The organism is Paenibacillus hebaui (assembly GCF_051934385.1).
In the GTDB taxonomy this organism is placed as follows: domain Bacteria; phylum Bacillota; class Bacilli; order Paenibacillales; family Paenibacillaceae; genus Paenibacillus.
Window position 1 is genome coordinate 6,867,069 of sequence record NZ_CP196836.1, and the last position, 25,575, is coordinate 6,892,643.

At 47.9% G+C, this 25,575-nt stretch carries 22 protein-coding genes; 6 read left to right on the top strand and 16 right to left on the bottom strand.

Annotated features, from left to right (window positions below; genetic code table 11):
- Positions 1-18: 18 nt before the first annotated feature.
- The 4 genes from ACR32F_RS30880 to ACR32F_RS30895 all read right to left on the bottom strand — a co-directional run bounded on the left by ACR32F_RS30880 (position 19) and on the right by ACR32F_RS30895 (position 4,594).
- Positions 19-1,056, bottom strand: coding sequence for a glycoside hydrolase family 130 protein (locus ACR32F_RS30880; protein WP_440114263.1), 1,038 nt, complete (start codon positions 1,054-1,056; stop codon positions 19-21).
- A gap of 265 nt (positions 1,057-1,321) precedes the next feature.
- On the bottom strand, positions 1,322-2,161 hold the full coding sequence (locus ACR32F_RS30885) for a carbohydrate ABC transporter permease (protein WP_440114266.1): 840 nt from the start codon (positions 2,159-2,161) through the stop codon (positions 1,322-1,324).
- Complete coding sequence (locus ACR32F_RS30890; RefSeq protein ID WP_440114270.1) at positions 2,158-3,045, bottom strand: carbohydrate ABC transporter permease; 888 nt, start codon at positions 3,043-3,045, stop codon at positions 2,158-2,160. Before ACR32F_RS30890 ends, ACR32F_RS30885 begins: the two co-directional genes overlap by 4 nt.
- 235 nt (positions 3,046-3,280) lie before the next feature.
- A complete protein-coding gene (locus ACR32F_RS30895; protein ID WP_440114273.1) occupies positions 3,281-4,594 on the bottom strand; it encodes an ABC transporter substrate-binding protein in 1,314 nt (437 codons plus the stop codon).
- A gap of 221 nt (positions 4,595-4,815) precedes the next feature.
- On the opposite strand from ACR32F_RS30895, the gene ACR32F_RS30900 reads away from it, so the two are divergent.
- From ACR32F_RS30900 to ACR32F_RS30910, 3 genes are all read left to right on the top strand, one after another.
- Positions 4,816-6,003 (top strand): AGE family epimerase/isomerase, encoded by a 1,188-nt coding sequence (locus ACR32F_RS30900; protein WP_440114276.1) that lies wholly within the window; start codon positions 4,816-4,818, stop codon positions 6,001-6,003.
- A complete protein-coding gene (locus ACR32F_RS30905) occupies positions 6,000-7,184 on the top strand; it encodes a glycoside hydrolase family 130 protein (protein WP_440114279.1) in 1,185 nt (394 codons plus the stop codon). Before ACR32F_RS30900 ends, ACR32F_RS30905 begins: the two co-directional genes overlap by 4 nt.
- 200 nt (positions 7,185-7,384) lie before the next feature.
- On the top strand, positions 7,385-8,383 hold the full coding sequence (locus ACR32F_RS30910) for a LacI family DNA-binding transcriptional regulator (protein ID WP_440114282.1): 999 nt from the start codon (positions 7,385-7,387) through the stop codon (positions 8,381-8,383).
- Between the two features lie 244 nt (positions 8,384-8,627).
- On the opposite strand, the gene ACR32F_RS30915 is transcribed toward ACR32F_RS30910, so the two are convergent.
- Positions 8,628-10,055, bottom strand: coding sequence for a pectate lyase family protein (locus ACR32F_RS30915; RefSeq protein WP_440114285.1), 1,428 nt, complete (start codon positions 10,053-10,055; stop codon positions 8,628-8,630).
- 482 nt (positions 10,056-10,537) lie between these two features.
- Between ACR32F_RS30915 and ACR32F_RS30920 the strand changes: the two genes are divergently transcribed.
- Positions 10,538-11,761, top strand: a complete 1,224-nt coding sequence (locus tag ACR32F_RS30920) for a Fic family protein (RefSeq protein ID WP_440114288.1) — start codon at positions 10,538-10,540, stop codon at positions 11,759-11,761.
- Positions 11,762-11,825: 64 nt separating this feature from the next.
- Here ACR32F_RS30920 and ACR32F_RS30925 read toward each other — a convergent pair whose 3' ends face one another.
- Positions 11,826-12,341 (bottom strand): DUF2179 domain-containing protein, encoded by a 516-nt coding sequence (locus tag ACR32F_RS30925; RefSeq protein WP_440114291.1) that lies wholly within the window; start codon positions 12,339-12,341, stop codon positions 11,826-11,828.
- 343 nt (positions 12,342-12,684) lie between these two features.
- On the opposite strand from ACR32F_RS30925, the gene ACR32F_RS30930 reads away from it, so the two are divergent.
- A complete protein-coding gene (locus tag ACR32F_RS30930; protein ID WP_440114293.1) occupies positions 12,685-13,887 on the top strand; it encodes a Glu/Leu/Phe/Val dehydrogenase dimerization domain-containing protein in 1,203 nt (400 codons plus the stop codon).
- A gap of 234 nt (positions 13,888-14,121) precedes the next feature.
- Here ACR32F_RS30930 and ACR32F_RS30935 read toward each other — a convergent pair whose 3' ends face one another.
- The 3 genes from ACR32F_RS30935 to ACR32F_RS30945 form a co-directional block, all read right to left on the bottom strand.
- On the bottom strand, positions 14,122-15,777 hold the full coding sequence (locus tag ACR32F_RS30935) for a hypothetical protein (RefSeq protein WP_440114296.1): 1,656 nt from the start codon (positions 15,775-15,777) through the stop codon (positions 14,122-14,124).
- A 1-nt stretch (position 15,778) separates the two neighbouring features.
- A complete protein-coding gene (locus tag ACR32F_RS30940) occupies positions 15,779-16,570 on the bottom strand; it encodes an ABC transporter ATP-binding protein (RefSeq protein WP_440114299.1) in 792 nt (263 codons plus the stop codon).
- A gap of 244 nt (positions 16,571-16,814) precedes the next feature.
- The gene (locus ACR32F_RS30945) at positions 16,815-18,323 is read right to left on the bottom strand and encodes an RICIN domain-containing protein (protein ID WP_440114302.1); all 1,509 of its coding nucleotides are present in this window, start codon (positions 18,321-18,323) and stop codon (positions 16,815-16,817) included.
- A gap of 252 nt (positions 18,324-18,575) precedes the next feature.
- On the opposite strand from ACR32F_RS30945, the gene ACR32F_RS30950 reads away from it, so the two are divergent.
- Entirely contained in the window at positions 18,576-18,746 is a 171-nt protein-coding gene (locus ACR32F_RS30950; RefSeq protein ID WP_440114304.1) for a hypothetical protein, read from the top strand.
- On the opposite strand, the gene ACR32F_RS30955 is transcribed toward ACR32F_RS30950, so the two are convergent.
- The 7 genes from ACR32F_RS30955 to ACR32F_RS30985 all read right to left on the bottom strand — a co-directional run bounded on the left by ACR32F_RS30955 (position 18,743) and on the right by ACR32F_RS30985 (position 25,420).
- Positions 18,743-19,378 carry a PepSY domain-containing protein gene (locus tag ACR32F_RS30955; protein ID WP_440114307.1) on the bottom strand — a complete coding sequence of 212 codons (636 nt, stop codon included), beginning with the start codon at positions 19,376-19,378 and terminating at the stop codon, positions 18,743-18,745. The two genes, ACR32F_RS30950 and ACR32F_RS30955, sit on opposite strands and share 4 nt — an antisense overlap.
- A 116-nt stretch (positions 19,379-19,494) precedes the next feature.
- Entirely contained in the window at positions 19,495-20,292 is a 798-nt protein-coding gene (locus ACR32F_RS30960; protein ID WP_440114310.1) for a PepSY domain-containing protein, read from the bottom strand.
- A gap of 295 nt (positions 20,293-20,587) precedes the next feature.
- Positions 20,588-21,964, bottom strand: coding sequence for an ATP-binding protein (locus tag ACR32F_RS30965; RefSeq protein ID WP_440114313.1), 1,377 nt, complete (start codon positions 21,962-21,964; stop codon positions 20,588-20,590).
- Positions 21,961-22,707 (bottom strand): response regulator transcription factor, encoded by a 747-nt coding sequence (locus ACR32F_RS30970; protein ID WP_440114316.1) that lies wholly within the window; start codon positions 22,705-22,707, stop codon positions 21,961-21,963. Before ACR32F_RS30970 ends, ACR32F_RS30965 begins: the two co-directional genes overlap by 4 nt.
- Before the next feature lie 54 nt (positions 22,708-22,761).
- Positions 22,762-23,406, bottom strand: a complete 645-nt coding sequence (locus ACR32F_RS30975) for an SDR family oxidoreductase (RefSeq protein WP_440114319.1) — start codon at positions 23,404-23,406, stop codon at positions 22,762-22,764.
- A gap of 362 nt (positions 23,407-23,768) precedes the next feature.
- Entirely contained in the window at positions 23,769-24,950 is a 1,182-nt protein-coding gene (locus tag ACR32F_RS30980) for an NAD(P)/FAD-dependent oxidoreductase (protein WP_440114321.1), read from the bottom strand.
- Positions 24,951-24,973: 23 nt separating this feature from the next.
- Positions 24,974-25,420 carry a DUF1641 domain-containing protein gene (locus ACR32F_RS30985; RefSeq protein ID WP_440114324.1) on the bottom strand — a complete coding sequence of 149 codons (447 nt, stop codon included), beginning with the start codon at positions 25,418-25,420 and terminating at the stop codon, positions 24,974-24,976.
- Between the last annotated feature and the right edge of the window lie 155 nt (positions 25,421-25,575).

Genomic DNA, 25,575 nt, shown 5'->3' on the forward strand with positions numbered 1-25,575 from the left:
TCTCCATTTATGTGTACATTACAGCTTGCCTTCCTCACGGTCTCCGGCAATAACTTCATCCGTCTCCATAATGTAACTCACAATCTCTTGGATGGTTGTATATGCGACACCCACATACGTATCTGCAGCGCCGTAATAGATGGCAATGCGTCCGGTCTCTGCATCGTGCAGCGTGGCGCACGGGAAGATGACATTATCGACGAAGCCTTGTTCTTCATACCATTTTTCCGGTGTTAGCACGAAGTTGGACGAACGATATTTTACTTTGGATGGCTCATCCAGATCGAGAATGACAGCCCCCATGCTATATACAAAGCCGTTGCATGTTCCCGTTACGCCGTGGTAGAGCATCAGCCAGCCTTCGGACGTTTCGATCGGAGCTGGCCCGCCGCCAATTTTGACCGATTGCCACCAGCCCTGGCCACCTTTGCTCATCACATGACGGTGCTTGCCCCAGTACACGAGGTCCGGGCTTTCGCTCAAGAAAATGTCCCCAAACGGGGTATGTCCACTGTCGCTTGGTCTGGACAACATCACATAGTTATCGTTGATTTTGCGCGGGAACAGCACGCCATTACGGTTGAACGGCAGCATTGGATTTTCGAGCCGGACAAATGTTTGGAAATCATCTGTCTTCGCTAGACCTAGTGCTGCGCCGTAGAAATCGGTACACCAGATGATGTAATACGTATCCTCGACTTTGACCAGACGTGGGTCGTACGCATAGTTCGGCATAAAAGGATCACCATTTTCATCTAAAAATGCAATGCGCTCCTCTTCAATCGTCCAAGACAATCCGTCTTCGCTGGAGCCCATATGCAGATGCGGACGACCATTAACAGTCTCTGCGCGGAATACCCCAATGAACTTCCCTTCATACGGCACAACGGCACTGTTGAAAATGCGGGCAACGCCCTTGATTGGGTTACGCGGAACCACCGGATTCGCTGAATGTCTCCATACGGGTCCTTCTGTTCCCTCCGGCTTGTCCTCCCAAGGCATATTTGGCAAAGCATCTCCAACAATGTGTACGTTTTTCGTTTTAGCAAATGACATATTTCATTTCTCCCTTCGGTTAGGCTTTATGAAATAAACATTGAAAATTTACACTAGATCACTTGATGACAGAACAACCTTCCGATCGCCGTTATCCCCAGATTTTTTTGATCCCCTTATGAAAGGGGAAAATCCGGTTATAGCATATGCTTACGGAGCGAGCTTTCTTTCAGAAAGCTTTTAGCGAACACTCCGTTTCTCCAGCTTTCTTCTGTCCTCTTCGTTCCTGTGCATGCTCATATGCATTTCATATAGCCTTCGGATTTTATTTAACTGAGCCTTGCGCGAAGCCATTGTAGATGTACTTCTGTAGCAGCAGGAAGATGATCATGGTTGGAATGATAGCGATCATGATGCCGGCGCTGATGACTTCCCACTGTGATCCGAACGGTCCCTTGAATTTGAACAGGGCGGTCGATATGACCTGCAGATCGGTCTTCGGCATGTACAGGAACGGCGTGTAGAAGTCGTTATAGATGTTAACGCCCTTCACGATAATCACCGTTACAATAGCCGGTTTCAGCAGTGGCAAGATGATTTTCCAGTAGATCGTGAAGTACGAAGCGCCATCCAGCATGGCGGATTCATCCAGTGCGTTCGAGATCGAGCCCAGGAACTGTAGGAAGATATAAACCGCGATGATATCTGTACCCAGGTACATCACGATAGCTGCCCAGCGCGTGTTGAACAGGTCGAGCGCGTTGATAATCTGGAATGTGGCGACCTGTGTCGTCACACTCGGGATCAGGGTAGCGAGCAGGAATGCGGCGACCATGATTTTCTTGCCTTTGAATTTGAACCGATCCAGTACATACGCGATCATGGACCCCGTTAAGGTTGCGCCTATAATGGAGATGATCAGGATGATAATCGTATTTTTGAACCCAACCAGCATGTTGCCGTCCACAAAAGCCTTCGCATAGTTTGTAAAATTCAGCCAGTTGGCTGGTGGGGCAAGCGGGCTGCTCGTTGCATATTCGGCATTGGTTTTGAGGGATGCAAACAGGATGACCACGATGGGTAACAGTGCGATAAATGCTGCAAGAATCAGGGAAGCATATTTAATCACGCTCGCAAGGGTGTATTTGAGTTGATGCACGTTCATTCCTCCCCTTTCATGGTGACGCGCTGCACAAGCGTAACGAGAATAACGATCAGGAGCAGCACCACAGCCATGGCTGATGCCAGTCCCAGCTTGCCATATTTAAACGCCAAATGAACGGTTTGGATTACAAAGGTCATACTGCCGTTGGAGCCATCTGTCATGATATATGGAATATCGAACGCACTAATTGCGCCGCTAATCGCCAAGATCAGATTAAGCTGTAAGATGCGGGTGATGCTCGGCAGGATAATATGGCGGAACTGCTGCCAGCGATTGGCCCCGTCAATATCCGATGCTTCATACACATCCTTAGGAATGGAAGAGATCGCACCCAGGAAGATAATAAAGTTGAAACCCATGTACCTCCATACCGATGCGCCTGCGAGTGACACGTTAATAATATTCGGATTGCCAAGCCAGAGCTGAGTGTATTGCCCAAGTCCCACAGCATGCATGAGCATGTCGAGTGTGCCGTCTGGTTTGAAGAAAAAGAGGAAAATAAATCCGATGGCTACGCCATTCAACAGATATGGGAAGAACAATATGCCTTTGAAAAAGTTTTTACCTCGGATTTTGAAACTTAGTATCGTGGCAAAGTACAGGGCCAGCCCCATCTGTACGAACGTAGCAACAAAATAGTACAAGCTGACAATAAATACTTTGAAGTACTCTGGATCACTGAATATCCGGGTGTAATTATCAAATCCAACATAGTCGAATCTTTTGCTGTAGCCATTCCAATCGGTAAAGCTGTATTTGAACATGTTGATGACAGGCAGGTAAGCAAACGTGAATAGCAGTGCCAGCGGAATGATTGAGAAGGCACAGATGATAAATATGCGTTGCGCTGAGTAGCCCCAATTTGAAATCTTCAAGTACTTCATGCTCTCCACACCTCCAAACGGTTCAACCGCTTTATATAGGAAGACTCCCGTCCAAAACCAGCTGGATAATTAACCACCAAAGGTGGCATTTTACATCCGATATCCTGCATGCAGATGCAAAATGCCTTTATGAAAAGGGAAACTCCTTCCCCAAATGTACGTCGCCTCGCTATATGTCAACGGTGGTCAGCTATACGTAATGCCTTTACAGAACGATGTTCCCGCTGCAATCTGCTTATTTCGCGAGCTCTGCCCTTGCTTTCACCCATTTGTCATTCAAGTCTTTCATGATGTCGTCATACGATTCTTTGCGGTTACCGATACCTGCCTCGATAATGCGTTTTTTGAAGTCAGGCTGCCAGAGGCCGATCTCCCCTTCGTTATCGATCTTGTCAACCAGACCTTCCTGACCTTCTTTAGCAGGTGTAAGTGTGGAGAATTGAACGTCTTTGTATTGATTCAAAATGGGTGGCAATTCAGCATTCTTGTCTGCATCCATACCGCCACCTTGTTCAACAGCGTAGTTAGACTTCGCCAGGAACCAATCAATCCAAGCTTTCGCAGCAGGTTTGTTCTCACTGTTGACGTTCATGCCAATGTTATAGTCTGCGGAGAGTGGAACCACAACCTCGCTGGCGTGGGTAGGGAAAGGTAAGAATCCGATATTGTCCGGGGTATCCGTCATACCCTGGATCTGTGTGATGGCCCATGAGCCAAGTGCCATCGTGGCAATTTTGCCTTTCGCCAGATCAGCCTTGGAGCTTTCCCAGTCGGTTGTCGTTGGATCTTTCTCGATCAAACCATTTTTGGCTGCATCATAGAGTACTTTGTACAGTTCATAGTGCGGCTGACCAGCCACAAAGTTCTCATCCGTGTTTGGTTGGTCTACGTTAACGTAATCCACGCTGCCTGCAACCGTTGGCAGATCTGCTTCCCATTGGGTCAGAGCCCAGCCGGAAGCATAGTTGGTGTAGAGCGGAACCGCATCCGTATTGTCTTTGACCAACTGAAGCGCTGCCTGAAATTCCTCCGGTGTTTTTGGCAAATCGGTAACGCCAGCGTCTTTGAAGACCTGTTTGTTATAAATGATCCCGGAGAATGTGATTACGGTAGGAATACCGTACACCTGACCATCCACCATACGTTCTTCAATAGCGGTGTATTTGTCTTTCAATTCATCGTACGTGCCGAGCGGCTCGAAAAAGTCCGGGATATCAGCGATCGGAACGCTGGTTGGAATCATCAGTACGTCACCGTAATCTTTGGTACTCATACGGATCTTCACTTGCCCTTCATAGTCGGCCAGTGCCTGGAAGTTTACTTTGACATCCGGGTACTCCTTATTGAACGCGGCAGCATAATCTTTGAATACAGTATCAACAATATCTGTACGTTGCGTTAGAACAGTGATTTCACCTTTGATATCAGCCGGATCCGTACTGATCTCCTCTCCCGCCTGTGAAGATCCACCTCCTGATGAACATGCAGCAAGCAGCGAAGTGATGAGCAGCATCGTCAGCAACATCATCCAACCTTTGCTTTTTCTCAATGATTTCGACCCCTTTCTTAATCAAATAAAGTTATCGTTAAGGTTACAAAATGAATTCTATTATGGTAACGCTTACCTGTCAATTAAATTATTTACGACTTAACAGAATAATTTTGTAATATGGGTCATTGACAATATCTTTTCACAACACTATTATCTAAAATAAAGTTAACGATAACTTAATTAATATGATACATGTTATGTTGAAGGAGCGCTCACTCATGACTCAAACGACCCATATCCAGGTTGAAATTAAGGAACATTGGGAAAAGCAAATTCTCCCCTTCTGGTCCAACCTCAAAGATACAACTCATGGCGGGTTTTACGGTTGGGTTGGCAATGACCTTCAGATCGACCCTCTCGCACCCAAGGGCGGGATCGCGACCGCACGACAATTATGGTCTTTCGCAGCCGCCTATCGGGTTACCGGGAATGAACGCTGGCGCGATCACGCGAAGCACGCGTACCATTTTCTTGCAGAACACGTGATGGATAGCGAATACGGCGGTATGTACTGGATGGTGGATGCCACAGGAGGACCGCTGGATACAAGTAAACATGTGTACACGCAAGCATTCGGAGTGTATGCACTCAGTGAGTACTATCGCGCAACCGGGGATGCTTCCCCATTGGAACTAGCGAAAACGCTTTTTGCCCTGATTGAGAGTAAAGGTCTGAATACAGAATCACCTGCGTATAAGGAGCAGTTTGATCGCTTCTGGAATGAACAGCCCAACGAAATGCTGAGCGAGAATGGTGTGATAGCCGATTACACGATGAATACCCATATTCATGTGCTGGAGGCCTATACTACGCTCTATAGAGTGTGGCCGGATCAACAGGTGAAGGCGGCGCTGGAACGCCTGCTCGGGATTCTGTATGAACGAGTTTATGACAAAGACACCCAGTTTCTCGGGGTATTTTTCAACAAACAGTGGGAATCCATCATCGATCTGCGCTCGTTCGGACATGACATTGAGGCCAGCTGGCTGATCGATGAAACGTTGAAAGTTCTGGGGCTGGAACAACATCCAGAATATGCGGCGATGGTTACGGATATTGCCTATAACATCTCCGATGTGGCTGTGATGGCAGATGGCTCGCTAATGAACGAACAAGAGGGTGACCATGTGGATGAGACGCGGATCTGGTGGGTTCAGGCCGAGGCCATGGTCGGTTTCTATAACGCGTATCAGCGCACAGGTGATTCACGGTTTCTAGAGAGAGTGAAACACCTCTGGACGTATACGCAAAAGAACATCATTGATCACCGCGCAGGCGGGGAATGGTACTGGTCGGTTGACGGGAACGGCACACCGGATCAGAGCGAAATTGCCGGACCGTGGAAATGCCCGTATCATAACAGCCGATTTTGCATTGAACTAATGGAGAGGATGGGATCAGAATGATACACCCAAAATACAATGAATTGCTGGAGCAGCAGGAACAACTGCTTACACGCCCAAATGAAATCGATTCTTCCTTCTACAACGGCGTATATGATCGATACCGTTATCCGGTAATCACTCGCCATCATGTGCCGCTGCACTGGAGATTCGATCTGGATGAAACGACCAATCCGCATTTCATGGAGCGTCTGGGCATTAACGCTACACTGAATCCGGGAGCCATCTATTTCGATGGCAAATACGTGATGGTCATTCGTACCGAAGGGTTGGATCGCAAATCGATCTTTGCGCTCGCCGAGAGCGACAATGGAATTGACGGTTTCCGTTTCACGGGCAAACCATTAGTCTGGGAAGATATCGATGCAGATGAAACCAATCAGTATGACATGCGCCTCGTCCAACATGAAGACGGTTGGATCTATGGTATCTATTGTTCAGAACGCAAAGACCCGGAGGCTCCCGCATTTGATACTTCCAGCGCCGTTGCCCAGTCAGGACTGGTTCGTACACGGGATCTAACAAGCTGGGAACGGTTGCCCAACATCACAACGAACTCCCCTCAACAGCGCAATGTTGTGTTGCACCCGGAATTCGTGGATGGAAAATATGCATTCTACACTCGTCCGCAGGACGGGTTCATCTCCACAGGCAGCGGCGGTGGAATCGCCTTTGGTCTGTGCGAGGATATTCTGAGTCCGGTCATTCATGAAGAGACGATCATCGACGAACGGCAATATCACACGGTATATGAAGTCAAAAACGGCCAGGGCCCTGCTCCGCTCAAGACAAATCGCGGCTGGATTCACATTGCTCACGGGGTTCGGAACACCGCAGCAGGCCTGCGTTATGTGTTATACACCTTCTCCACGGATCTCAACGATCCAGCGCGCATTATCGCCAAGCCGGGCGGCCACTTCATTGCTCCTTATGACGACGAGCGGGTAGGCGATGTGTCCAATGTTATTTTCTGCAACGGCGCTGTAGTCAATGAGAAGGAAGAGGTATTCATTTATTACGCATCCAGTGATACCCGCTGTCATGTGGCAACAACCACTCTGGAGAAACTGGTCGATTATACGTTTAATACACCGACTGATCCGTACCGTTCCCTAGACTGTGCCAGCCAGCGGGGTCAGCTGATTGAACAGAATGAGAAGCTATTACAGAAACAATGGGCATAAATCGGAAGAGTAACCTTTAACGGAAAAATGCAGTATGCTGTAAATAGTGCACATCAGCCAGATTTGCTTTATTCCATGTGGGTAACGATGTATACTAATATGGATTGTTATTATGTTTGAAAAAAGCGCTCATCATAATGACAGCACATTGTACGTAAACCGGCTTGAAGGAGGCGACCATACTGAAGAACAATATCACCATGCGGGATATCGCCGACAGGCTCGGGGTCAGCAGTGTGACCGTCTCGAAAGCTTTGAATGACAAAGATGGCGTTAGTGGCGAATTAAAGGAAAAAATTAAATTGCTTGCCGTTCAGATGGGCTATCGGTATAATTCCGCTGCCCGTTCGATGAAGGAAGGCTTAACTCATAATATTGGCGTAATTATCCCGGAGCGATTCACCGGGCCTACGCAGTCGTTCTATGTACGTGTATTCCAGCGCATCACCAAACACTTGGAGGATCAGGGGTACTACGGCATTCTGCACATTCTGAATGTGGAGGACGAAGAGGAATTAACCCTGCCCAAGCTGTATAACGACAACAAGGTGGATGGTTTCATCGTGCTTGGACAGATCAGCAAAGCGTATATTGAACTGGTGCAATCGATGGATGTTCCCAAAATGTTTCTTGATTTCTACGATGAACATTCCGATATCGATTCCGTTGTTACCGATAACTTCTACGCTGCCTATGAACTGACGAACTACCTGGTTCAGCAGGGACACCGTAACATTGCTTATGTCGGGAATCTGTATTCCACAAGCAGCATCCAGGACCGATTCCTCGGCTATTACAAATCATTGCTCGAACATCGGTTGCCAATGAATCCGAATCTGATTCTGAATGACCGGGATGAACGGGGTACATTTATTGAGATTGAGCTGCCCGAGCAGCTACCTACAGCCTTTGTATGCAACTGTGATCAGGTCGCTCATCTGCTGGTTCAGAAACTGACTTCCATGGGCATTCAGGTTCCGGGTCAATGCTCGGTTGTTGGTTTTGATAATGATATCTATGCCACACTGTCCGATCCCAAGCTGACAACGGTCGAGGTAGATGTGGAACAGATGGCGCGGACTGCGGTTCACTCCATGCTCAAAAAGATCGACAACCCGAACCGCAGTTTCGGCCGTGTACACGTGAAGGGCAACATCATCTATCGCGACTCGGTGAGTGCTGCGCCCAATTTTGCATAGAATAGCGTGCCTCAATAAGCGGTACGTTTACTGCATACAGGTGTGAGTTGTAGTCCATACACTCATCACACCAGATGTATAAGCTTTCTTGCTGTATGGGTTCGATAATCTAATCTATAAAAAGAGTGCTCCCGGCCATGAAGGCTGTTGGAGCACTCTTTTTATATAGGAAAGTCGACGTCATATCCGAAGCCCGGAGCCATAAAGGAGGTACCTTTGCTCCAAAACCGGATTACACGGATATCTAATAACTCGTCTTCAACCAATTGTCTTTGGACCAGGTCAGTTTGCCTGCACCCGCGCCATTGGAAGCCGTGAGGCGTGCATTCAGCGTGGATGGATCATCCGTGGTGTAGCTGTAAGGAAGTGACGAAAATCCGTTCCAGGAGAAGGACTTCACCACGGCAGGGATCGGTGCCAGCGGGCTGCCTGTTGTATCACTGCTGCCGCGGAATGAGCTTCCATCCAAGGAGTATATGGTATCCGTCACTCTGATTTTGCCGGTATAGGTTGCATCGGATGGATCGGTCTGATTGTTGCGAACAGGGTACAGCACATCCTTAATTACCGATTTCTCAATCAACACTGCGCCGCTCTCGGTGGAAATGGCTCCATTGCCGATAATGTCAAACTTATATCCTTGGGAAGCAATCGCTGTTGCCATCGCGGTGGTGATTTTGGCTTTGGCGGCGCGCGCCCCTGTTGCGTCCATCACAATGTTGTAGGCATGTGCGTTGCCTCCGCGCAGGCGTGGCATCCTGTCCTGAATATCCTTGTACAGATTATGGTGCAGCGTCATGGACAGATTGGCATTAGCCGATTCCAGACTGGTGGAACCAACCAGATGCCCTTTTTTCTGCGGTCCCGAAATGGCAATGATATCTGCTTTGCTAAGACCTATAGCACTGCTGCGCAAATAGTTGTACATGGGATAGGAAGCTTTATTCGCTTCCAATTCATTGATCTGCTGGGTAACCCAGCTGTTCGAGCTGCCGTCATCCCCTTTGAAGAGGGACCAGGAGATGGTCACGCCGCTGGTTCCTTTTTTGGAATCGACGAGTCCGTCATAGGCTTTGTTAAATGTACAATGATCAATCCATACGTTGCTGTTTTCTTCAAGGGTGATATAATCCCAATCATTCTTGTCATAGTCGCCTTTGGTTGATTCATCCCATTCCCATAACTCATCGAATTCGAGGTTGCGGATGATCACGTTGGAGCTGCGTTTCACACTGATGGCGGCATGTTTAATTTTGGAGCCGTTAGCGGAGAAAATGGTCAGGCCGTTGAAGCCGTCAATCGTCAGCTTGCTAACGCCCGTTTGTTTCAATACCGGGTGAGTCAGGGCATCATTATGTTTGGCAAAAGGAGCAGTCTTCGCTGCGCTCGGAATTTCATTCCATCCCAGATTCAGATCGTTCATAATCTCAACAACTTTGACACCCGAGTTCTTTTTCAGCGCTGCCGCCAGGTCGGTTGCATTGTACACCTTCTTATACGTGGACGTGTTCGTGTCGCTGATCATACCGCCGCCTACGTTACCTTGGGAGAAGCCTGTGAGATTGTAGTCTGCGTTACCCGCTGCCTGGACACTTGCTGGACCGGACAATAAAGTTAACCCCAACGTTAAAGCCAAGGCCGCACTGCACCATGTTCGAATTTTACTTTTCATAGAATCCATCCTCTCGAAATATAATGATTACGCTCGTCCATCGCTGCCATGCCATGTCACGAAAGACATGTTCTCAATGTAGATTACGGAAGCGATTACAACAATAATCCTTATCTCAGGTCAATGGATAAACGGCCGTAGCTACGCGGATGGTACTGGAAGCAACCTGGAATCATACGGAGTTAACTTGGGTGTAGCAGAACAAAGAAGATAAACGAAAGTTTATTCGGAATTATATCTTGCTGATTTGAAGTCGCTTTGGGGATTTATGCGAAATGCTCACCTAAACTGTACAATATCCTAGGAGTATATATGTTCTATACAGTTTATGACTGTGATCTTGTATTCGAAAAGAAAATAATGATAAAATAAGGCTAACTTCATCTTCTATTTATAAAATTAATCATTTTTTTATAAATAGATAATTAAATTTTGGTTATATTTATAAATATATAGTTACTATTATGAAATAAGGTGAGGTTATGAGACATATCTATAAAATATTCCATGAAAAAAGCAACTCAGAATTGAATGCCATATACCAGAAAAGATTTGATTATGAGTCAGCTGTACATTTGGGGTTACATATCAAGCCTATGAGTCAACCTAACCGATACGAACTTTACTACATTCCTACAAATCAACTTCTAAATCTTGTTAATAATATTCACTCGATTTCTCGTGATTTTCAGACAACTTTTGAATCATTACCTAAGGTTACTCAGAATCAATTTATTAATGAATGCTTAGTGGAAGAACTCTATAATACTAATGATCTAGAGGGGATCAGGAGTACAAGGGCAGAGATTGCAAGAAGCACAAAAGAAATTCAGTTAAATGTAAAATCCAAAAAAAGATTTGAAAGTATGATTAAATCATATATGGCGCTTTTGAGTAATGAGATCAAGTTCCCTCAGTCGTCAGAAGATATACGAATTATATACGATGAAATCACGAATGGAGAAATCGATCCTAAAGAATTACCAGATGGAGATATCTTTAGAAAGGAAGCTACCTTCGTTCAAAAAAAGTCTGGAAGTGGAAAGATTATTCATCAAGGCATCACACCTGAAAAAGACATTGTGGATGCGATGGAAAAGTTACTGAATTTTATGAATAATCATGATGATATTCCTCTAATAATCAGAGTAGCCATCGGTCATTATTTTTATGGCTATGTCCATCCGTTCTATGATGGCAATGGAAGAACCTCACGCTTCATTAGCAGTTTATATCTGTCAGATGTTCTGGGGAAAATATGTACACTTTCGCTATCAAGAGGGTGCAACACCTTTAGAACCAAATACCTTGAGGCTTTTGAAATAACGAACAGCATTCGAAGCTGTGGAGAACTGAATTTTTTCATCGAGTGCTTTCTGGAGATTATCCTCAATACACTGAATCAAATGAACGGGGAATTAAAGGAAAAAAATGAACTATTGAGTATCGCAAATCACAAATTATTAAAAGAACCGATCCTCATAGAAAAAGATGATTTATATAGAAATATCATGTTTGTCTTAGCCCAAAACCATTTCTTCGACTCCGGTAGTGGTCTAACTATTAAAGAATTGGCTGTAATCTCAGGAAAGTCGGAAGTGACTTTGAGGAAAATAATGAAAGAACTCCTGGACCTATCTCTTATTGAAAAAAGAGGTGAGCGGCCAGCATACTATCATATTAGCCAGAGATATTTTGAAGAGTAACTCTTCCATCTTCTACACCCTCCAACTGAAGAGCAGGCCTGCAATGATGCAGACCTGCTCTATTTTACTTTTTGATGGAACGTGTCCAGAAGCCGCCATGGAACTGTTTCGGTTCAACGGTAATGACAAATGCTTTTGGGTCCAGATCCAGAATGGTCTGATATAGCAGTTTCTGATTTTTGCGTTTCGCCAAAATTTCCATGACCAAACGATCTCCATCACGTCCACTACCCACCCACGCGGTGACACCATACCCTTTATCTCGTAGGGCATTCGCTACGTTGCTACCCATCTGATTGCAAATCACTTTAACTGTAATATAACCAAGCGCAATTTTCTCTTCAATCCAGGCACCTAGCAGTACACCGAGCCCATAACCCACAGCGTAGACGATTAATGCGGAAGGTTGGGTGAGATATTTGAGCACCAGATTCAGGCCGAGTACATAGATCACGATTTCCCCTGTACTGATTAACGCAGCGATATATTTCTGCCCTTTGAGCGTTAGAATCATCCGGAGTGTATAAGCTGATACATACACAATCTGGATTAAAAAGATAAATATCAATATTTTAAACAATCGTAATCCCTCTTTCCTGACCTTCACAGCGTATGGACCATCTCCGTGCATCGGTCCGTTCCTATATGTTTCCCGTGCGTTATCTGTACATTGACTCTCTCTCTCCATCATTGGACGTTAAATGGTGATTTTAAACGATTGATCGTAAATCCATATGATTTCCCGCCATAGGCATGCCGGAACTGCCATTATAGAGCCCTTTCTTCCGATTATCAACCCGGCGTGTGACCTTGGGGCAGAAACCAGTACGGGTGAATATGCTGAATGAGCAGTAATTAGAGAACAGTCTTCCACGAGAACAGGTTCAGTACACGATGGGACAACACAAAAGGGGGATACCGTCATGGAGCTGTGGCAGGAAATGGAGCGGGAAGGCATGGAGGAACTTGTGTTCTACCATGATCCACACAGTGGGCTAAAAGCCGTCATTGCCATCCACAGTACAGTGCTTGGACCGGCGCTTGGTGGATGCCGTTGCTGGACGTATGCTTCGGAAGAGGATGTCGTTCGAGACGCCATCAAACTTGCCAAAGGCATGACGTACAAATCGGCTGTCTCCGGCCTTCCCTATGGCGGGGGCAAAGCTGTCGTGTGGGACCTCCCCCCAGGAATGGTGAACCAATCAGGTAATACCAGTCCAGACATGATGGATCTAAAAAAAACAAAACAGGACACCGAACTCAACGTGAACATCGGCAATGGGACGAATGCACTGAACGGAGTGGACAGGACTGACAGGGACGCAGGCAATCCACCAATCTCCCGGCGAGCCGATATATTCCGTGCTCTGGGACGCTGTCTGGAACGACTGAACGGACGTTATATGACAGGTCTTGATCTGGGTACAACCGCAGCAGATATGGACCAGATTCGGCTAGAGACTGTCCATGTGACAGATACGACCGGATCGCTTGGCGCCCAGGATGACTTCACCGCGGAGATGACTGCCTACGGTGTATATACTGGCATTGTGACATCCCTGCGTCATCAGGGCGTTGCTTCCTTGCAGGGCATTCCCATTGCCGTCCAGGGACTGGGCAATGGGAATGCCCTGTGCCGTTACCTGGATGCAGCCGGGGCACGGCTCATCGTGGCAGACGTTGTACCGGAACGTGTACAACGCGCCCTTGTGCAGTTCAGCAGCGCCACCCCGGCCGATCCGGCCCATATTCACGCTGCTGACTGCAAGGTGTTCGCCCCCTGTGCCCTGGGGGGCGTATTAACCCCGGCAACAGTGGAGGAGCTGCGCTGCTCCATCGTTGCCGGGGCGGCGAACAACCAGCTCTGCGAGCGGGAGCTGGTTGTTCGCCGCATGCAGGCGCGCGGAATCCTCTACGCGCCTGATTTCGTGCTCAACGCAGGCGGCATTATCAGCACCGCCTACGAGCTGGAGGGCGCGGCACCCGACCTGATCCGCCAGAAGGTGGCGGGGATTGCGGGCACGCTAACTCAGGTATATGCGAAGGCTGCGCAATTTGCAATCTCCACCGCTGATGCAGCCGACCAACTGGCGGAATCCATCCTGCTCGCGGGCAAAAAGAAATAAGCTGTTGCCATGACCCCGTTAACCTCGAAGTATCCCACAACATTACCTTAGCACATAAAAAAGGGCTAACCCCGGCTCGATGTCGAGGTTAGCTCTTCTGTTTGTCTGTTTGTCTGTTTGTCTGTTCGTCTGCTCTTCTGTTTGTCTGTTCGTCTGTTCTTTTGTTTTTCTCTCTTCTATCCTCTTGCCCCCTGCACTGTGCTACTCTTTGCTCCCCTTATGTTCTGCTACAAATTAAACCATCACCGCTGGTTTCTTTACCCGGTACAATAGGGTCCACAGCAACATATTCGCTACAATCAGAATCGCACCATAGATCCAGATGCCACCTGACACTGAACGGAAAAATACGTGAATTCCCCACAGCAATGCAAGCACTGGGAAGGCACCAAACACATACCAGCTGTCACTCTGCTGCGCAACACTGAAGGACTGGGAGAACGGTGGCTTACGCAACAACAACTTGCCTGACAACGGAATAAGTGCAGTAGCTGCCAGCAAGATCACAGCAAGATCCGGCAAAATCCGCAGGCCAAATGTCCAGATGAACACAACAGCATTCAACAGAAATACAGGCATAAACAAATTGCCCAAGAACGCCTTCAGGGTACCATTGTATAACGCGTTATCATTGGCCATTGGCGCAGCACGAAAGGTCCAGAACGCCTTGTATTGTCCGGAATATTTCAGCATGACCACAACTGTCACCACCAGCAACAACATAATGTAGAAGGTATAAAAGAACGAACTTTCCCTAAGCTCTGCCCATGTCGACGACTGCAACTGGGTGAACCAGAATACATAAGGCAATACAAAAGATAAACCCATGGAAGGATATACCTTCAGCTTGAATTCCCGTTCATTCCGCATCATGCTGGCCGACAAACGGAAGCAGGCCTGCTCTTCCCTGGAACGACAGAACACTTTCGCCATGATCCGGTCCCAGTTCCCCCGTCTGCGTCCCGAAGACTGACCGGAGTAAGCCATTTTTTCCAAGTATAATTCAAAGGACGGCATGAGCTTCACATATACGATCAGACTTACAAGAGGAACAACGACAGCCAGGGCGGAGAAGGTATATATCCAAGCGTTCCCGCCTCCGGCGAACAACCATTCAAATACAGCCGCATACCACACAGGAGGCAGCAGCAATTGCCACCAAGCTGGGGTGAACACCACATTAAAATCAATAATACTGAACGAACGTATAACGAACTGGTAACCTATCGCGAGCCCAACCGAGAGCAGAATCTGCACCATGTTAATCATGTCCTTCAGCTTCTCGCCATCCAGAAATTTCATCATAAATAAATAGACCAGAGACGTTGTCACCAGAATCAGCATAATAATCAGAATCAATTCGACGAGAAAGAGCAGGAAGAATCCAATCCCGTGTCTAATCAGTCCTGCTGCCAGTGGTGCGGCCGTCAAGGACCCCGTCAGAAGCAAAAGATAGACTCCCGCATGAATCGCACGAGCCATGCCCACAGTGCGCCGATTGACCGGTTTAGTCATAATGATATTTCGATCCCGAATGTCCAACAGCACGGAGGAAAAATCGGAGATCATGGACGTCATGATCATAAACATCAACATGGCAGTCACCAGACCCATTTGGAGCATGAAATGACCCGTATCCCAGATGATAAAGGGAACCATAATCCCTCCCATTAATGCATACAACCACAGAGAACGCAGGTACAGATTGCCTTCTTTCTGTTTTTTATTACTACTGTTAGCTGCTAAGATCGTAGGCACCCTGCGCTGATCCATCTGAAATTTCACTCGCAAAATGAGACGCAACACATCATAATCCGCCCCTGTTCTGGCGATGATCGATCGAAAGCGATCCAGGATCTTCAGTGTGCGGAAATCAGAGGGTTCCTCCATATCAGTACACCTCCTGAACGATGGACACAAAGCGTTCAGCAATGGCTTTGTGCTCATGGAAGCCTGTCAATTGATTAAAGACTTCCTCCAATGACAATGAACCTTCCTTGGATTGCTGCTGGAGCTGCTTGAACGTACCATCTGCCAACACGCGCCCTTCGGCAATCAGTACGATTCGACTGCTGAGCTTCTCCACCACATCCATGATGTGTGACGAATAGAAGATGGTTGTACCTTTGGCCGACAGCTGTGACAGAATCTCTTTTACCACCATCACACTATTGGCGTCCAATCCGCTGAGTGGTTCATCCAGGAACAGCAGATCCGGGTCATGCAGCAGCGCAGAGATCAGCAGCACTTTCTGACGCATGCCTTTCGAGAAAGAAGCGATGCGGGAATGATACGATTTCTCCAAACCAAAACAGTCCATCAACAGCTTGGCTTTGTAATCCGCATCTTCATAGGACAAGCCGTACAATTCTCCCGTAAAGGTCAGATACTCCGCAGGTGTTAATTGCTCGTACAATTCCGCAACTTCCGGTACATAACCGATTCTACGTTTATATCCCACATCACCATCGGCGATATCCTTGCCAAAGATCCGAACCGTGCCCACATATCCCTCAACCAGCCCAAGCAGAATCTTGACCGTCGTACTTTTTCCAGCCCCATTTGGACCAATATAACCAATCATCTCGCCACGATTCACTTCAAGATCAATGCCATTCAATACAAAACGTCCGTTATACCTCATACGCAAGCCTTCAATTGACAGTACTTGTTGTTCACTCACTTCGTTATCCAGCTCCTGTCCTCTATCTATTTCTACAATCCTACTAGTTTACCACAGATTAGGATGTTCATGATCGTAATTGCATCACGTTGCTAGACATCGCCTGGATATTACCCTATGTAGAGCATCACGTAACAAAAGTGAAAACATCACAAAGCCCTTGTCCCACCATCAGGCGTCAGACAAGGGCTCCTATGGTTATTGCTATAATTAATGCGATAAGTACACTCTCTACAAAGAACCCCTATTGAAACTTAACGATCTGGAAGTGCTGATTCGCACCTCCATTATCCGTCCACTGGATTGCAGCTGCGCCATCTGCCAGTGATTGTGCAGAAATATCCAGCACTTTGCCTGTACTGCGGTTCTTCAATTTATAATACCCGCCGCCTACACTGACGAGCTGCCATTGCTGGCTGGCCCAGCCACCATCATTCCACTGTTCAATGACAGCACCATCGGTCGTGGAGCCATTCTCTACACCAATCAGCTTGCCGCTGGAACGGTTGATGATTTTGACATATCCACCGCCAGCATCGGTAATCTGCCACTGTTGACTCATTGCACCCCCATCTGCTCGCTGCTCCAGATCCGCACCATTAGCGGAAGAACCCCCAATGACATTCAGTAACTTGTTACTTTTACGGCTAATTAGCTGATATGAAGCGTTCGGGTCCCATACATCCGGTGTATTCACTCCGGTCACGGTACCTGTTGCTGTATCAACCGTAATACTGCTGGCCCAGTTCATCGCCAGACTGGTCGCGCTCGGGAACGAAAGCGGCAGCCAAACGTACTTGGAGTCTTGGACGGGACCGCTCCATGCACCAGCCCAGCGATCGCCCATGTAGAAAAAAGATGTGGTCTGCGAACCTTCTACCGGAATCACATAGGTCGATTGGGAACCATAGGTTGTACTGTCCCCGAAGTTGCTGGGAGCACTCCATGTGCCTGTAATGCTGGAGGCTGTCGCATACTTGGCCTGATTTGGATTCCATCCCGTAGCCCCCGATGTAATCAGGAAATAGACTCCGTCTTTTTTGAACATGGCAGGTGCCTCACGATATTGCCCCGGCCACAGCGTTGTTACGAGTGATTCTACACCCAGAAAATCCGGAGTCAGCTTGTAGATATTCAAGTCGGCATTCACTCGGGTCGCTGAGATCAGATAAGCCGTTCCATTATCGTTGTATACCGTCATGTCTCGGGAATCATATCCAAGTGGACGATAACTGCCCACATACGTATAATTGCCATCTACTGTACTTGAAGTCGCTACAGCGACTTTAGCCTCGCCATAATCGACTCCATTCTCCTTGTGCATCCAAAGGACGTATTTGCCTGTAACACTGTTATAGATGACTTTCGGACGTTCGATGTTGGAGATGTTGAGCTCGGCCGCCGAGCTGCTGGTCAGCACATCATTGCGGTATTCCCAGTTCTTCAGATCCGATGAACGATATACGGACACAGCCTTGAACGTTCCATTCGGATTGCGGTTCTCTCCAAACCAGTAATAGTACCCATTCGCTTTGATCATCCCGCCCCCATGGGCATGAACGACATTGCCATTGGTGTCCTTAAACTGTACCCCGTTCGTCACACTGAGCGGAGCGGCGGAAGCGTGGGGTCCTGGTGCGAGCAGCATGCCTAACGATTGCAGCGCCAAGAGTAGAGCGAGCAGATAACATAAACGGCGGGTGAAGCGACGTGAATGTGTATTCTTTTTCAACCATGCATCGTTCATAACCATATCGTAATGCACCTCCATATTTTTTGTGAAGCGCTTACATAAAGTAAAATCGATACGTTTCATCTGCCTCCGATCGATGATGCATTTCAGCATTTTAATTCATGGCAAGACTGGTTGGGCGTTCACCTCCCTGCTTCCGATTGTATCCGCCACGTCCCTGCTCGAATAGTGAACAATCCGGCGGAACATGTACAATTTCATACTGAACGCTGTCCATATACAAGAACATTTTGTATAAACCCAAAGAGCGTCTTGAATCAAATGATGCAAAAGGCTGACAGCAAAAAAGACGCTTCACCCGAAGCGTCTTCTGCTATACCTGCCCTGCTCTCTATGATGCGACTGTCTCTGGTTGCGCGTGGCTATTCATGGCAGGTTCGTTATATGATGTTTTATCAGCGTTTACTCGCCCTTATTGCTTAATCTTCGTCGTTAAAATCCTGGTCGAACGACAGCACTTTGCCTGTGTTGGCATCGATATCTACATCTGCTTCACCTTGAGCAGTTCTCAGCTCGATCTCATAGACATAGCGACCATCATCATGGTCCAGCTCGACTTTGGTTACTTTACCACCCGTAACTTGTTTCATCGCAATGTTTGAAGCTTGTGATGCCGTCAATTTGACCTGCTTTGAAGCAGATGAGTTAGAAGTGTTGCCTGTTACAGTACCTTGATCATCATTGTCATCATCGTCGTCTTTATCATCCACGACCGCCAGGATTTTGCCTGTGTAGGCATCCAGACGAACCACTACGTCATTGCTTCCTTTTCTGTCGATTTCGACTTCATAGAAGGTTTGTCCGTTTCTACGCTCCAGATCCACGTCATCCACTTTGCCTTCGGCTGCTTTCAGAGCCGCTGCTTTCGCTTGTGCCACGGTCAGTAATTTACCAGTGCTGTTCTGGTTCTGTGTTACCGACTGTGTAGTCGGCGTTGGTGTAGTTTGTACCGATTGTCCGTTCACACTCCCATTAGCCGCTACTACTGATCCTCCAAGTAATACAGCTGCTGACAAGCTACCAATCCAAAGTTTATGTTTGTTCATCATCATCATTCATCTCCTCGTTATTGTTCTCGTTCTCGTCTACATCTATAGCTTAACCTGTACGAATGAGAGATCAGCGAGAGTTAGATTAGAATTTGATGAGAAAATGAGGAGAGTGCTCAGCTTTAATCCTCGTCCTTATCCCAGGTAACGGACCGGATCGCTCCTGAGATGGCATTCACCTGTACAATGGCCTCCCGGCCATCTTCCAGATCAATTTCAACCAGATAATACGGATTCCCACTATTGGTTCCGCGAAGTTCAATATCATCCACTTCCCCAGGAACCTCCGCCAGCGCCTTATGTTTCGCTTGCTTCTCGCTCAGAAACTGGGGCTTGGAGTCTCCCTTTGTCGGTTCAGTTGCCGGGGCCTTTATTGTTTTGGAGGATAATGTCTCTCCCGTATATGGATCAATCGTGAGTTCTTCACGGCTGTTATCCTTTGCCTTCACTACAGCGGTGTATACTGGACTGCCTTGCTGCTCCATAAGCTCAAGCGAGACCAATTGGTCATTCGTTTGTTTCAGCAACTCTGTCTTGATTTGCTCGCGGCTCCACAATGTCTTCTCTTCTGCTTGCGGGTTAGACTCCAGCCGTTTGATCGAATTCACGGTTGCTGTGACGGCATCGACCTGCACATCATACAACCCGGTCTCCGATCGAAGCTGCATGATGTACATCCCGTCCTTCAACGTGGAATTAACAATCTCCCCCGGATATTGGTCCAATACGGATTGAGCTGCCGCCTCTGCCGTAAGCACCACGCGAGTCGATTGCCAAGGCTTCCACCAAGCCACAGCTACAGCAATTAGCACAACCAGAAGCCCTGCACCCCACCAAAGTGATCTTCGCGATCTCGCCCAACCGCTGTTCCCCTGTACATCCCGTTTCATTTCTGGTGGTCGCGGATCATGCTCTGTCATCACGTTTCCTCCTTATAGCTCTCCCATAGCCCAAGTTCATTTGCTGTATACTCGTTCTGAGTTAGTTCTAATGGTTACTACATAAATTGAACTAATCATTTACACAATAACGGAGAGGACAGAAATAACCTGAACAAGCAAAGCGTTCGCCTTTATCCCCGGATTTTCCCCTTGAGAAAAGGGAATCGAAAAAATCTGGGGATAACAGCGATTGGAAGGTTGTTCTGTCATCGTAGTGTCAGTGTGAACAATCTTTAGTTCAGTTTATATAGTATATAAGAGAAGGATGAGAATTTCATGAGAGCGGCCCGTTCTGAACCAATTGGGGCAAAATAATCGAAGCCTCGGTGCCTTCACCCTCGGTGCTGGTCAGTTCAATCCGTGCTCCCACTGCACCTGCAAGTTCTTTGGCAAGAGATAATCCCAGACCTGAACCACTTGCACCTCCGCTGCGTGTTCTTGCCAGATCAACCCGGTAGAATCGGTCAAAGACCTTCACCAGCTCGTCCGCCCGCATACCAATTCCGGTATCCACGATCCGAATTACGCACTCCTGTCCCTTGACTTCCAACCTGACTTCAACCGCATCTTCACTATACTTCCGGGCATTGTCCAGCAAAATAAACAACATCTGCTTCAGCTTACTCTCATCGCTGATTGCCCAGATTGGACCCGGATCATCACACCTGACTTCGCGGTGATAGGCTTCGCGAAATGCACGGGTGGAGTCTGATACAAGTCTCGTGATATCCACACGCTCCAGCTGCACATTCCACTGCTCTGGATGCTTCGCAAGCAGTAGCAGTTGCTCGGTCATCTCCCGCATGCGGACGGATTCGGACAGAATCGCTTCCACTGCTTCATCGAACACCTCGGGCCGCTCCTTCCCTCGCCGTTGCAGCAGGCTTGCATAGCTCTCAATAATGGTCAGAGGTGTCTTGAGTTCATGCGATGCATCGGATACGAATCGCTCCTGCCGTTCAAAGTTGGATTCGAGCAGATCCATCATCCGATTGAACGTCTGTCCCATCGTTTTCAGTTCATCCTTCGATCCTTCCTCCAATGGAAGACGCTTGAATTGGCCGCTGGACTGAATGTCACTCATCGTGCGTGTCATCTGCTGGATGGGCCTGGTCATTCGATTCGCCAGAATCCGGCTGGAGATAATGGCCGGAATCAGGGCAATGATGGTGACCGCGACTAATACTGTGCGGAGAACAGACAGACGGTTCTCGGTCTCTGCGATACTCTCCGTGACCTGCACATTCACAACTTCCCCATCGGGCCAGATGACGGGTACTGAAACCCACACATAACCAATCTGTTCAACTTGGGTGTACTCCGTTTTTTTCTCACTTTCGTACTTATAAGTAAGCTTGCTCAGCTGCTCCGAAGCTGCGGTTGTCGTTACCGGCGAGCTGGTGCCGTCTTCATTGACGATCCGAAGCATGCCGTTCACGGGCGCGTAGGCCCGTAACAAGTCATCCGGCGGAATGGAGCCGGCAGACTGACGCACTCCTTTGACAATAGACTCCGCTTCCGCTTCAACCCGGCTAATCTCGTTATCGATCGACATCCGTTCAAACACGATGTAGACCGACAGGTTCACGGCAATTAGCAGCACGGCGAACAATACGGAAGAGTATCCGTAAATTTTGCTACGCAAGCTCATGACTGTTCCTTCAGGACGTAACCGACGCCCCGGACGGTATGTATTAAGGGCAGTGCGAAACCATTATCCACTTTTTTGCGCACATAACGGATATACACATCCACCACATTAGTATCTCCATAATAATCATAACCCCACACGGCCTGCACTATCTGGTCACGACTGAGCACCTTACGTTGGTTCTGCAGCAGATACACCAGCAGATCGAACTCACGCGGGGTAAGCTCAATTGGGACGCCATCTCGGGATATTTCGCGTGTCCCTTCATTCAGTTTCAACCCGGCAACAGTCAACCAGCCCGCCTCATCTTCAGTCTGTTGACCCGGTGATTCATTCCCCGCATCCGGTGTGACCGAAGAGGAAACAGCGGACGCGGCTGCACTCAGTCGCAGCGCTGCCCGCACCCTGGCAAGCAGCTCTTCAATACGGAACGGTTTGGTGATGTAGTCATTGGCTCCGAGATCAAGACCGGATACTTTGTCCTCCACCGAGTCTTTGGCTGTGAGCATAATGATCGGAACCGTAGCATCCTTGGCACGAATCCGGCGCAACACCTCAATTCCACTCAGTCCAGGCAACATAATATCCAGCAGAATCAGATCCCACTGCCCATCCCCATACTTCTCCAACCCTTCCGTTCCACTGCCTGCCTTACCTACCTGATATCCCTCATACTGTAATTCCAGTTCAAGCAGGCGTGCTATTTTGGGCTCATCCTCAATCACCAGCACGGCTTCATTCATGCAGAGTTCCCCCTCATTCCATCATTACATTCTCCCGTTATATTACATGAACAATTATAATGTTCCCAAAGCATCCTCTACAGAGTCATTCCCGGCAATCAGATCAAATGCCATACGGTATGTCTTTTCTTCCTGCAAGGAAGCAGCGATCACATGAGCTACATCCTCACGCGGGATGCTCCCAGGCTCCAGATCGGTTCCTACCGCAATCTTGCCGGTACCCGGTTCATTCTTCAGACCCCCTGGGCGGATAATGGTGTAATTCAGATCACTAGCAAACAACGCACGATCCGCATAATGCTTCGCCACATAGTACGGCTTGATGGCATCCGACCATTTCTCCCGTTGATCTGCACCAAACGCACTAACCAGAATAAATCTGGAGACCCCCTGTAGCTGTGCAGCCTCCATTGTTTTCACCGCGCCATCCAGATCAATAAGCAACGTTTTATCTTGACCGGTAGATCCGCCGGAGCCCGCTGTAAACACGATTGCATTGTGATCCTTCATGGCCTCGGCCAAGTCCTCAACACTGCCCTCCAGATCACCGATCACCACATTGGCACCGAGTTCCTTCAGTGCCTCTGCCTGCTCCGGTTTGCGGATCATGGCAGTGACTTTATGTTGGCCTTCCTGTACCAGCCGCTCCACCAAAAACTTGCCGATCTGTCCATTTGCTCCAATAACCAATACGTTCATACGTCATTCTCCTCTCAGTTGAACGGACGGCTTTTCTGCCAGTCCCCGTCCCTTCTATTTATAGATAGTCATCCTATAATTTAAACGAAAGCCGACGCTTCTAAGCGCCGGCTGCCAGGTTCATGTCCATTTAATACACATCTTCAAAACATCTATGAGAGATGGAGTCTTCTGTTACCCCATTAATATACCATATCCCCTATGTGGTTTATACGTGACCTCACATCGACCACTTATGCTGAACCCTTTTCACATCTGGAGATTCGCGGTTCTTCTTGAACTGTCCGTTATTCAGCATCAGAGTTGAACTTGCGCCACAACAAAAAAGGACGCCCAGAAGGGCGCCCTTGAAAACATTAAGATTAGTAAGCCAGTGCGAACAAACCGTGAATATGAGCGAGGTAACGGATGTTACTTGCTTCTTTCATCATGGTTGCAGGCAGACCTTTCAGACGAGTCTGGTTGCCACCGATCATGCCGACAGCATCTTTACGACCCAGACTTCCCAGCGTACCGGAGAATACTGGTGTGAAGGATTCCATTGCGCCACCTTTGAACATTACGCCCAGGTTGTGACCAATGGTTTCACCCATTTGCCAAGCCAGTTGTGCTGTTGGAGGGTATGGACGAGCGCCTTCGCTAGGGAAGACCACTGCGCTGTCACCAGCAACAAACACATCTTTGTGGGATGTGGATTGCAGAACTTCTGTAACTTTTGCACGGCCACGATCCACTTCAATTCCGCTGTTAGCAACAACTGCGTTGCCTTGTACGCCACCTGTCCATACGAGCGTGTTCGTAGGGATGGAGCTGCCGTCTTTCAGCAGAACTTCATTTTCTTTCATTTCGGTAATCGCTACGCCAACAATGAAGTTAACGCCACGTTTTTCCAAGCTGGATTTGGCACGTTCAACCAGCTCTGGCGGGAATCCTGCCAGGATGGAAGGACCTGCTTCAACCGTATGCAGGGCAACTTCTTTGAAGTCGATCCCTTTTTCTTGGCATATAGCTGGGATCAGGTCAGCGAATTCACCAACAAGCTCGATACCTGTCAAGCCGCCGCCACCAATAACAAACGTAGCGTCTGCTTTGTTGCCGGACTGTTTGTAAGCATCAAGGCGTGCTTCAACATGTGCACGAATGCGGTTTGCATCGCTAACAGATTTCAGCGTGAAGCTGTACTCTTGCAATCCAGGAATTCCGAAGAATGCCGTTTCGCTGCCCAGAGCAACGACAAGGGCATCATAAGAGTATGTGGAGCCGCTGGTCATGAGAACTTTTTTCTCGTCTGGCTTGATTGTATCCACCGTATCGATTTTCAGGTTCACATTTTTACCACGCAGCAATTTTTCGAGTGGAAGAGCAACTGCTTTTTCAGCAATGCTTCCTGCTGCAAGACGGTGCAGTTCCGTAATAATTTGGTGCGTAGGGTAACGGTTCACGACTGTAATAGTCGCTTCTTCCGGTGTCAGGTATTGACGCGCAGTCAACGCGGTCAACAGACCACCGTAACCTCCGCCCAAGATCAAAATTTGCTTCGACATATCCATCCTCCGTTCTTCTAATCTTAACGTTGCTGTTGTTGACGCTCGTTCAGGATGCTCAGGAAAGATTGAGCAAAACGAAGCGATTGTTGTACGTTTGGATCTTTGAGCATTTTCAGCATAGCGAACAAGCCAACTGAAGTTTGCTCTGTTTGCGCACGATCATTAGCTTCGATGGCAGCAGAAGCTACACCTTTAGCTTTGTCTACAACAGGCTTAGCGAACTCGCCCATTGCGCTCATTGTGTCGCTGATCAGAACTTTGTCTGTAGCTACACTTTGTGCAAAGTCATAAGCTTTGGTCATAGCAGTAACCATTTCAGCCAGTTTAGGCAAGTTCTCCACCAGAACGGTCAAAGACTCCTGTACCTCAGGCTTCATTAATTGATCCAGCACGTCCAAGGACTGGCGTTGGGAAACGTCGGCACCTTCTGTAACTGGCACCTCTTGTTGAGTAGGCGATTGTGACATAAGAGAAAGTCCTCCTTTACTTTGGGATAGAAGTCCGCGACTTTCATGATGCCTGTCAAGCAGAGCCGAACCATAAATACATCAATACAACTAAATGTACCAAATTTCACACAATAGGATAAGCATAGCCCAAGGGCCGCTCCCACATCATGTAT

What these genes read in the sequence shown, in the direction of transcription:
- ACR32F_RS30945 (WP_440114302.1), bottom strand. Translation starts at nt 18,323, where the DNA reads ATGGTTATGAACGATGCATGGTTGAAAAAGAATACACATTCACGTCGC.
- ACR32F_RS30915 (WP_440114285.1), bottom strand. Translation starts at nt 10,055, where the DNA reads ATGAAAAGTAAAATTCGAACATGGTGCAGTGCGGCCTTGGCTTTAACG.
- ACR32F_RS30880 (WP_440114263.1), bottom strand. Translation starts at nt 1,056, where the DNA reads ATGTCATTTGCTAAAACGAAAAACGTACACATTGTTGGAGATGCTTTG.
- ACR32F_RS30935 (WP_440114296.1), bottom strand. Translation starts at nt 15,777, where the DNA reads ATGGAGGAACCCTCTGATTTCCGCACACTGAAGATCCTGGATCGCTTT.
- ACR32F_RS30975 (WP_440114319.1), bottom strand. Translation starts at nt 23,406, where the DNA reads ATGAACGTATTGGTTATTGGAGCAAATGGACAGATCGGCAAGTTTTTG.
- ACR32F_RS30920 (WP_440114288.1), top strand. Translation starts at nt 10,538, where the DNA reads ATGAGACATATCTATAAAATATTCCATGAAAAAAGCAACTCAGAATTG.
- ACR32F_RS30930 (WP_440114293.1), top strand. Translation starts at nt 12,685, where the DNA reads ATGGAGCTGTGGCAGGAAATGGAGCGGGAAGGCATGGAGGAACTTGTG.
- ACR32F_RS30900 (WP_440114276.1), top strand. Translation starts at nt 4,816, where the DNA reads ATGACTCAAACGACCCATATCCAGGTTGAAATTAAGGAACATTGGGAA.
- ACR32F_RS30885 (WP_440114266.1), bottom strand. Translation starts at nt 2,161, where the DNA reads ATGAACGTGCATCAACTCAAATACACCCTTGCGAGCGTGATTAAATAT.
- ACR32F_RS30980 (WP_440114321.1), bottom strand. Translation starts at nt 24,950, where the DNA reads ATGTCGAAGCAAATTTTGATCTTGGGCGGAGGTTACGGTGGTCTGTTG.
- ACR32F_RS30960 (WP_440114310.1), bottom strand. Translation starts at nt 20,292, where the DNA reads ATGACAGAGCATGATCCGCGACCACCAGAAATGAAACGGGATGTACAG.
- ACR32F_RS30905 (WP_440114279.1), top strand. Translation starts at nt 6,000, where the DNA reads ATGATACACCCAAAATACAATGAATTGCTGGAGCAGCAGGAACAACTG.
- ACR32F_RS30965 (WP_440114313.1), bottom strand. Translation starts at nt 21,964, where the DNA reads ATGAGCTTGCGTAGCAAAATTTACGGATACTCTTCCGTATTGTTCGCC.
- ACR32F_RS30910 (WP_440114282.1), top strand. Translation starts at nt 7,385, where the DNA reads ATGCGGGATATCGCCGACAGGCTCGGGGTCAGCAGTGTGACCGTCTCG.
- ACR32F_RS30985 (WP_440114324.1), bottom strand. Translation starts at nt 25,420, where the DNA reads ATGTCACAATCGCCTACTCAACAAGAGGTGCCAGTTACAGAAGGTGCC.
- ACR32F_RS30970 (WP_440114316.1), bottom strand. Translation starts at nt 22,707, where the DNA reads ATGAATGAAGCCGTGCTGGTGATTGAGGATGAGCCCAAAATAGCACGC.
- ACR32F_RS30955 (WP_440114307.1), bottom strand. Translation starts at nt 19,378, where the DNA reads ATGATGATGATGAACAAACATAAACTTTGGATTGGTAGCTTGTCAGCA.
- ACR32F_RS30890 (WP_440114270.1), bottom strand. Translation starts at nt 3,045, where the DNA reads ATGAAGTACTTGAAGATTTCAAATTGGGGCTACTCAGCGCAACGCATA.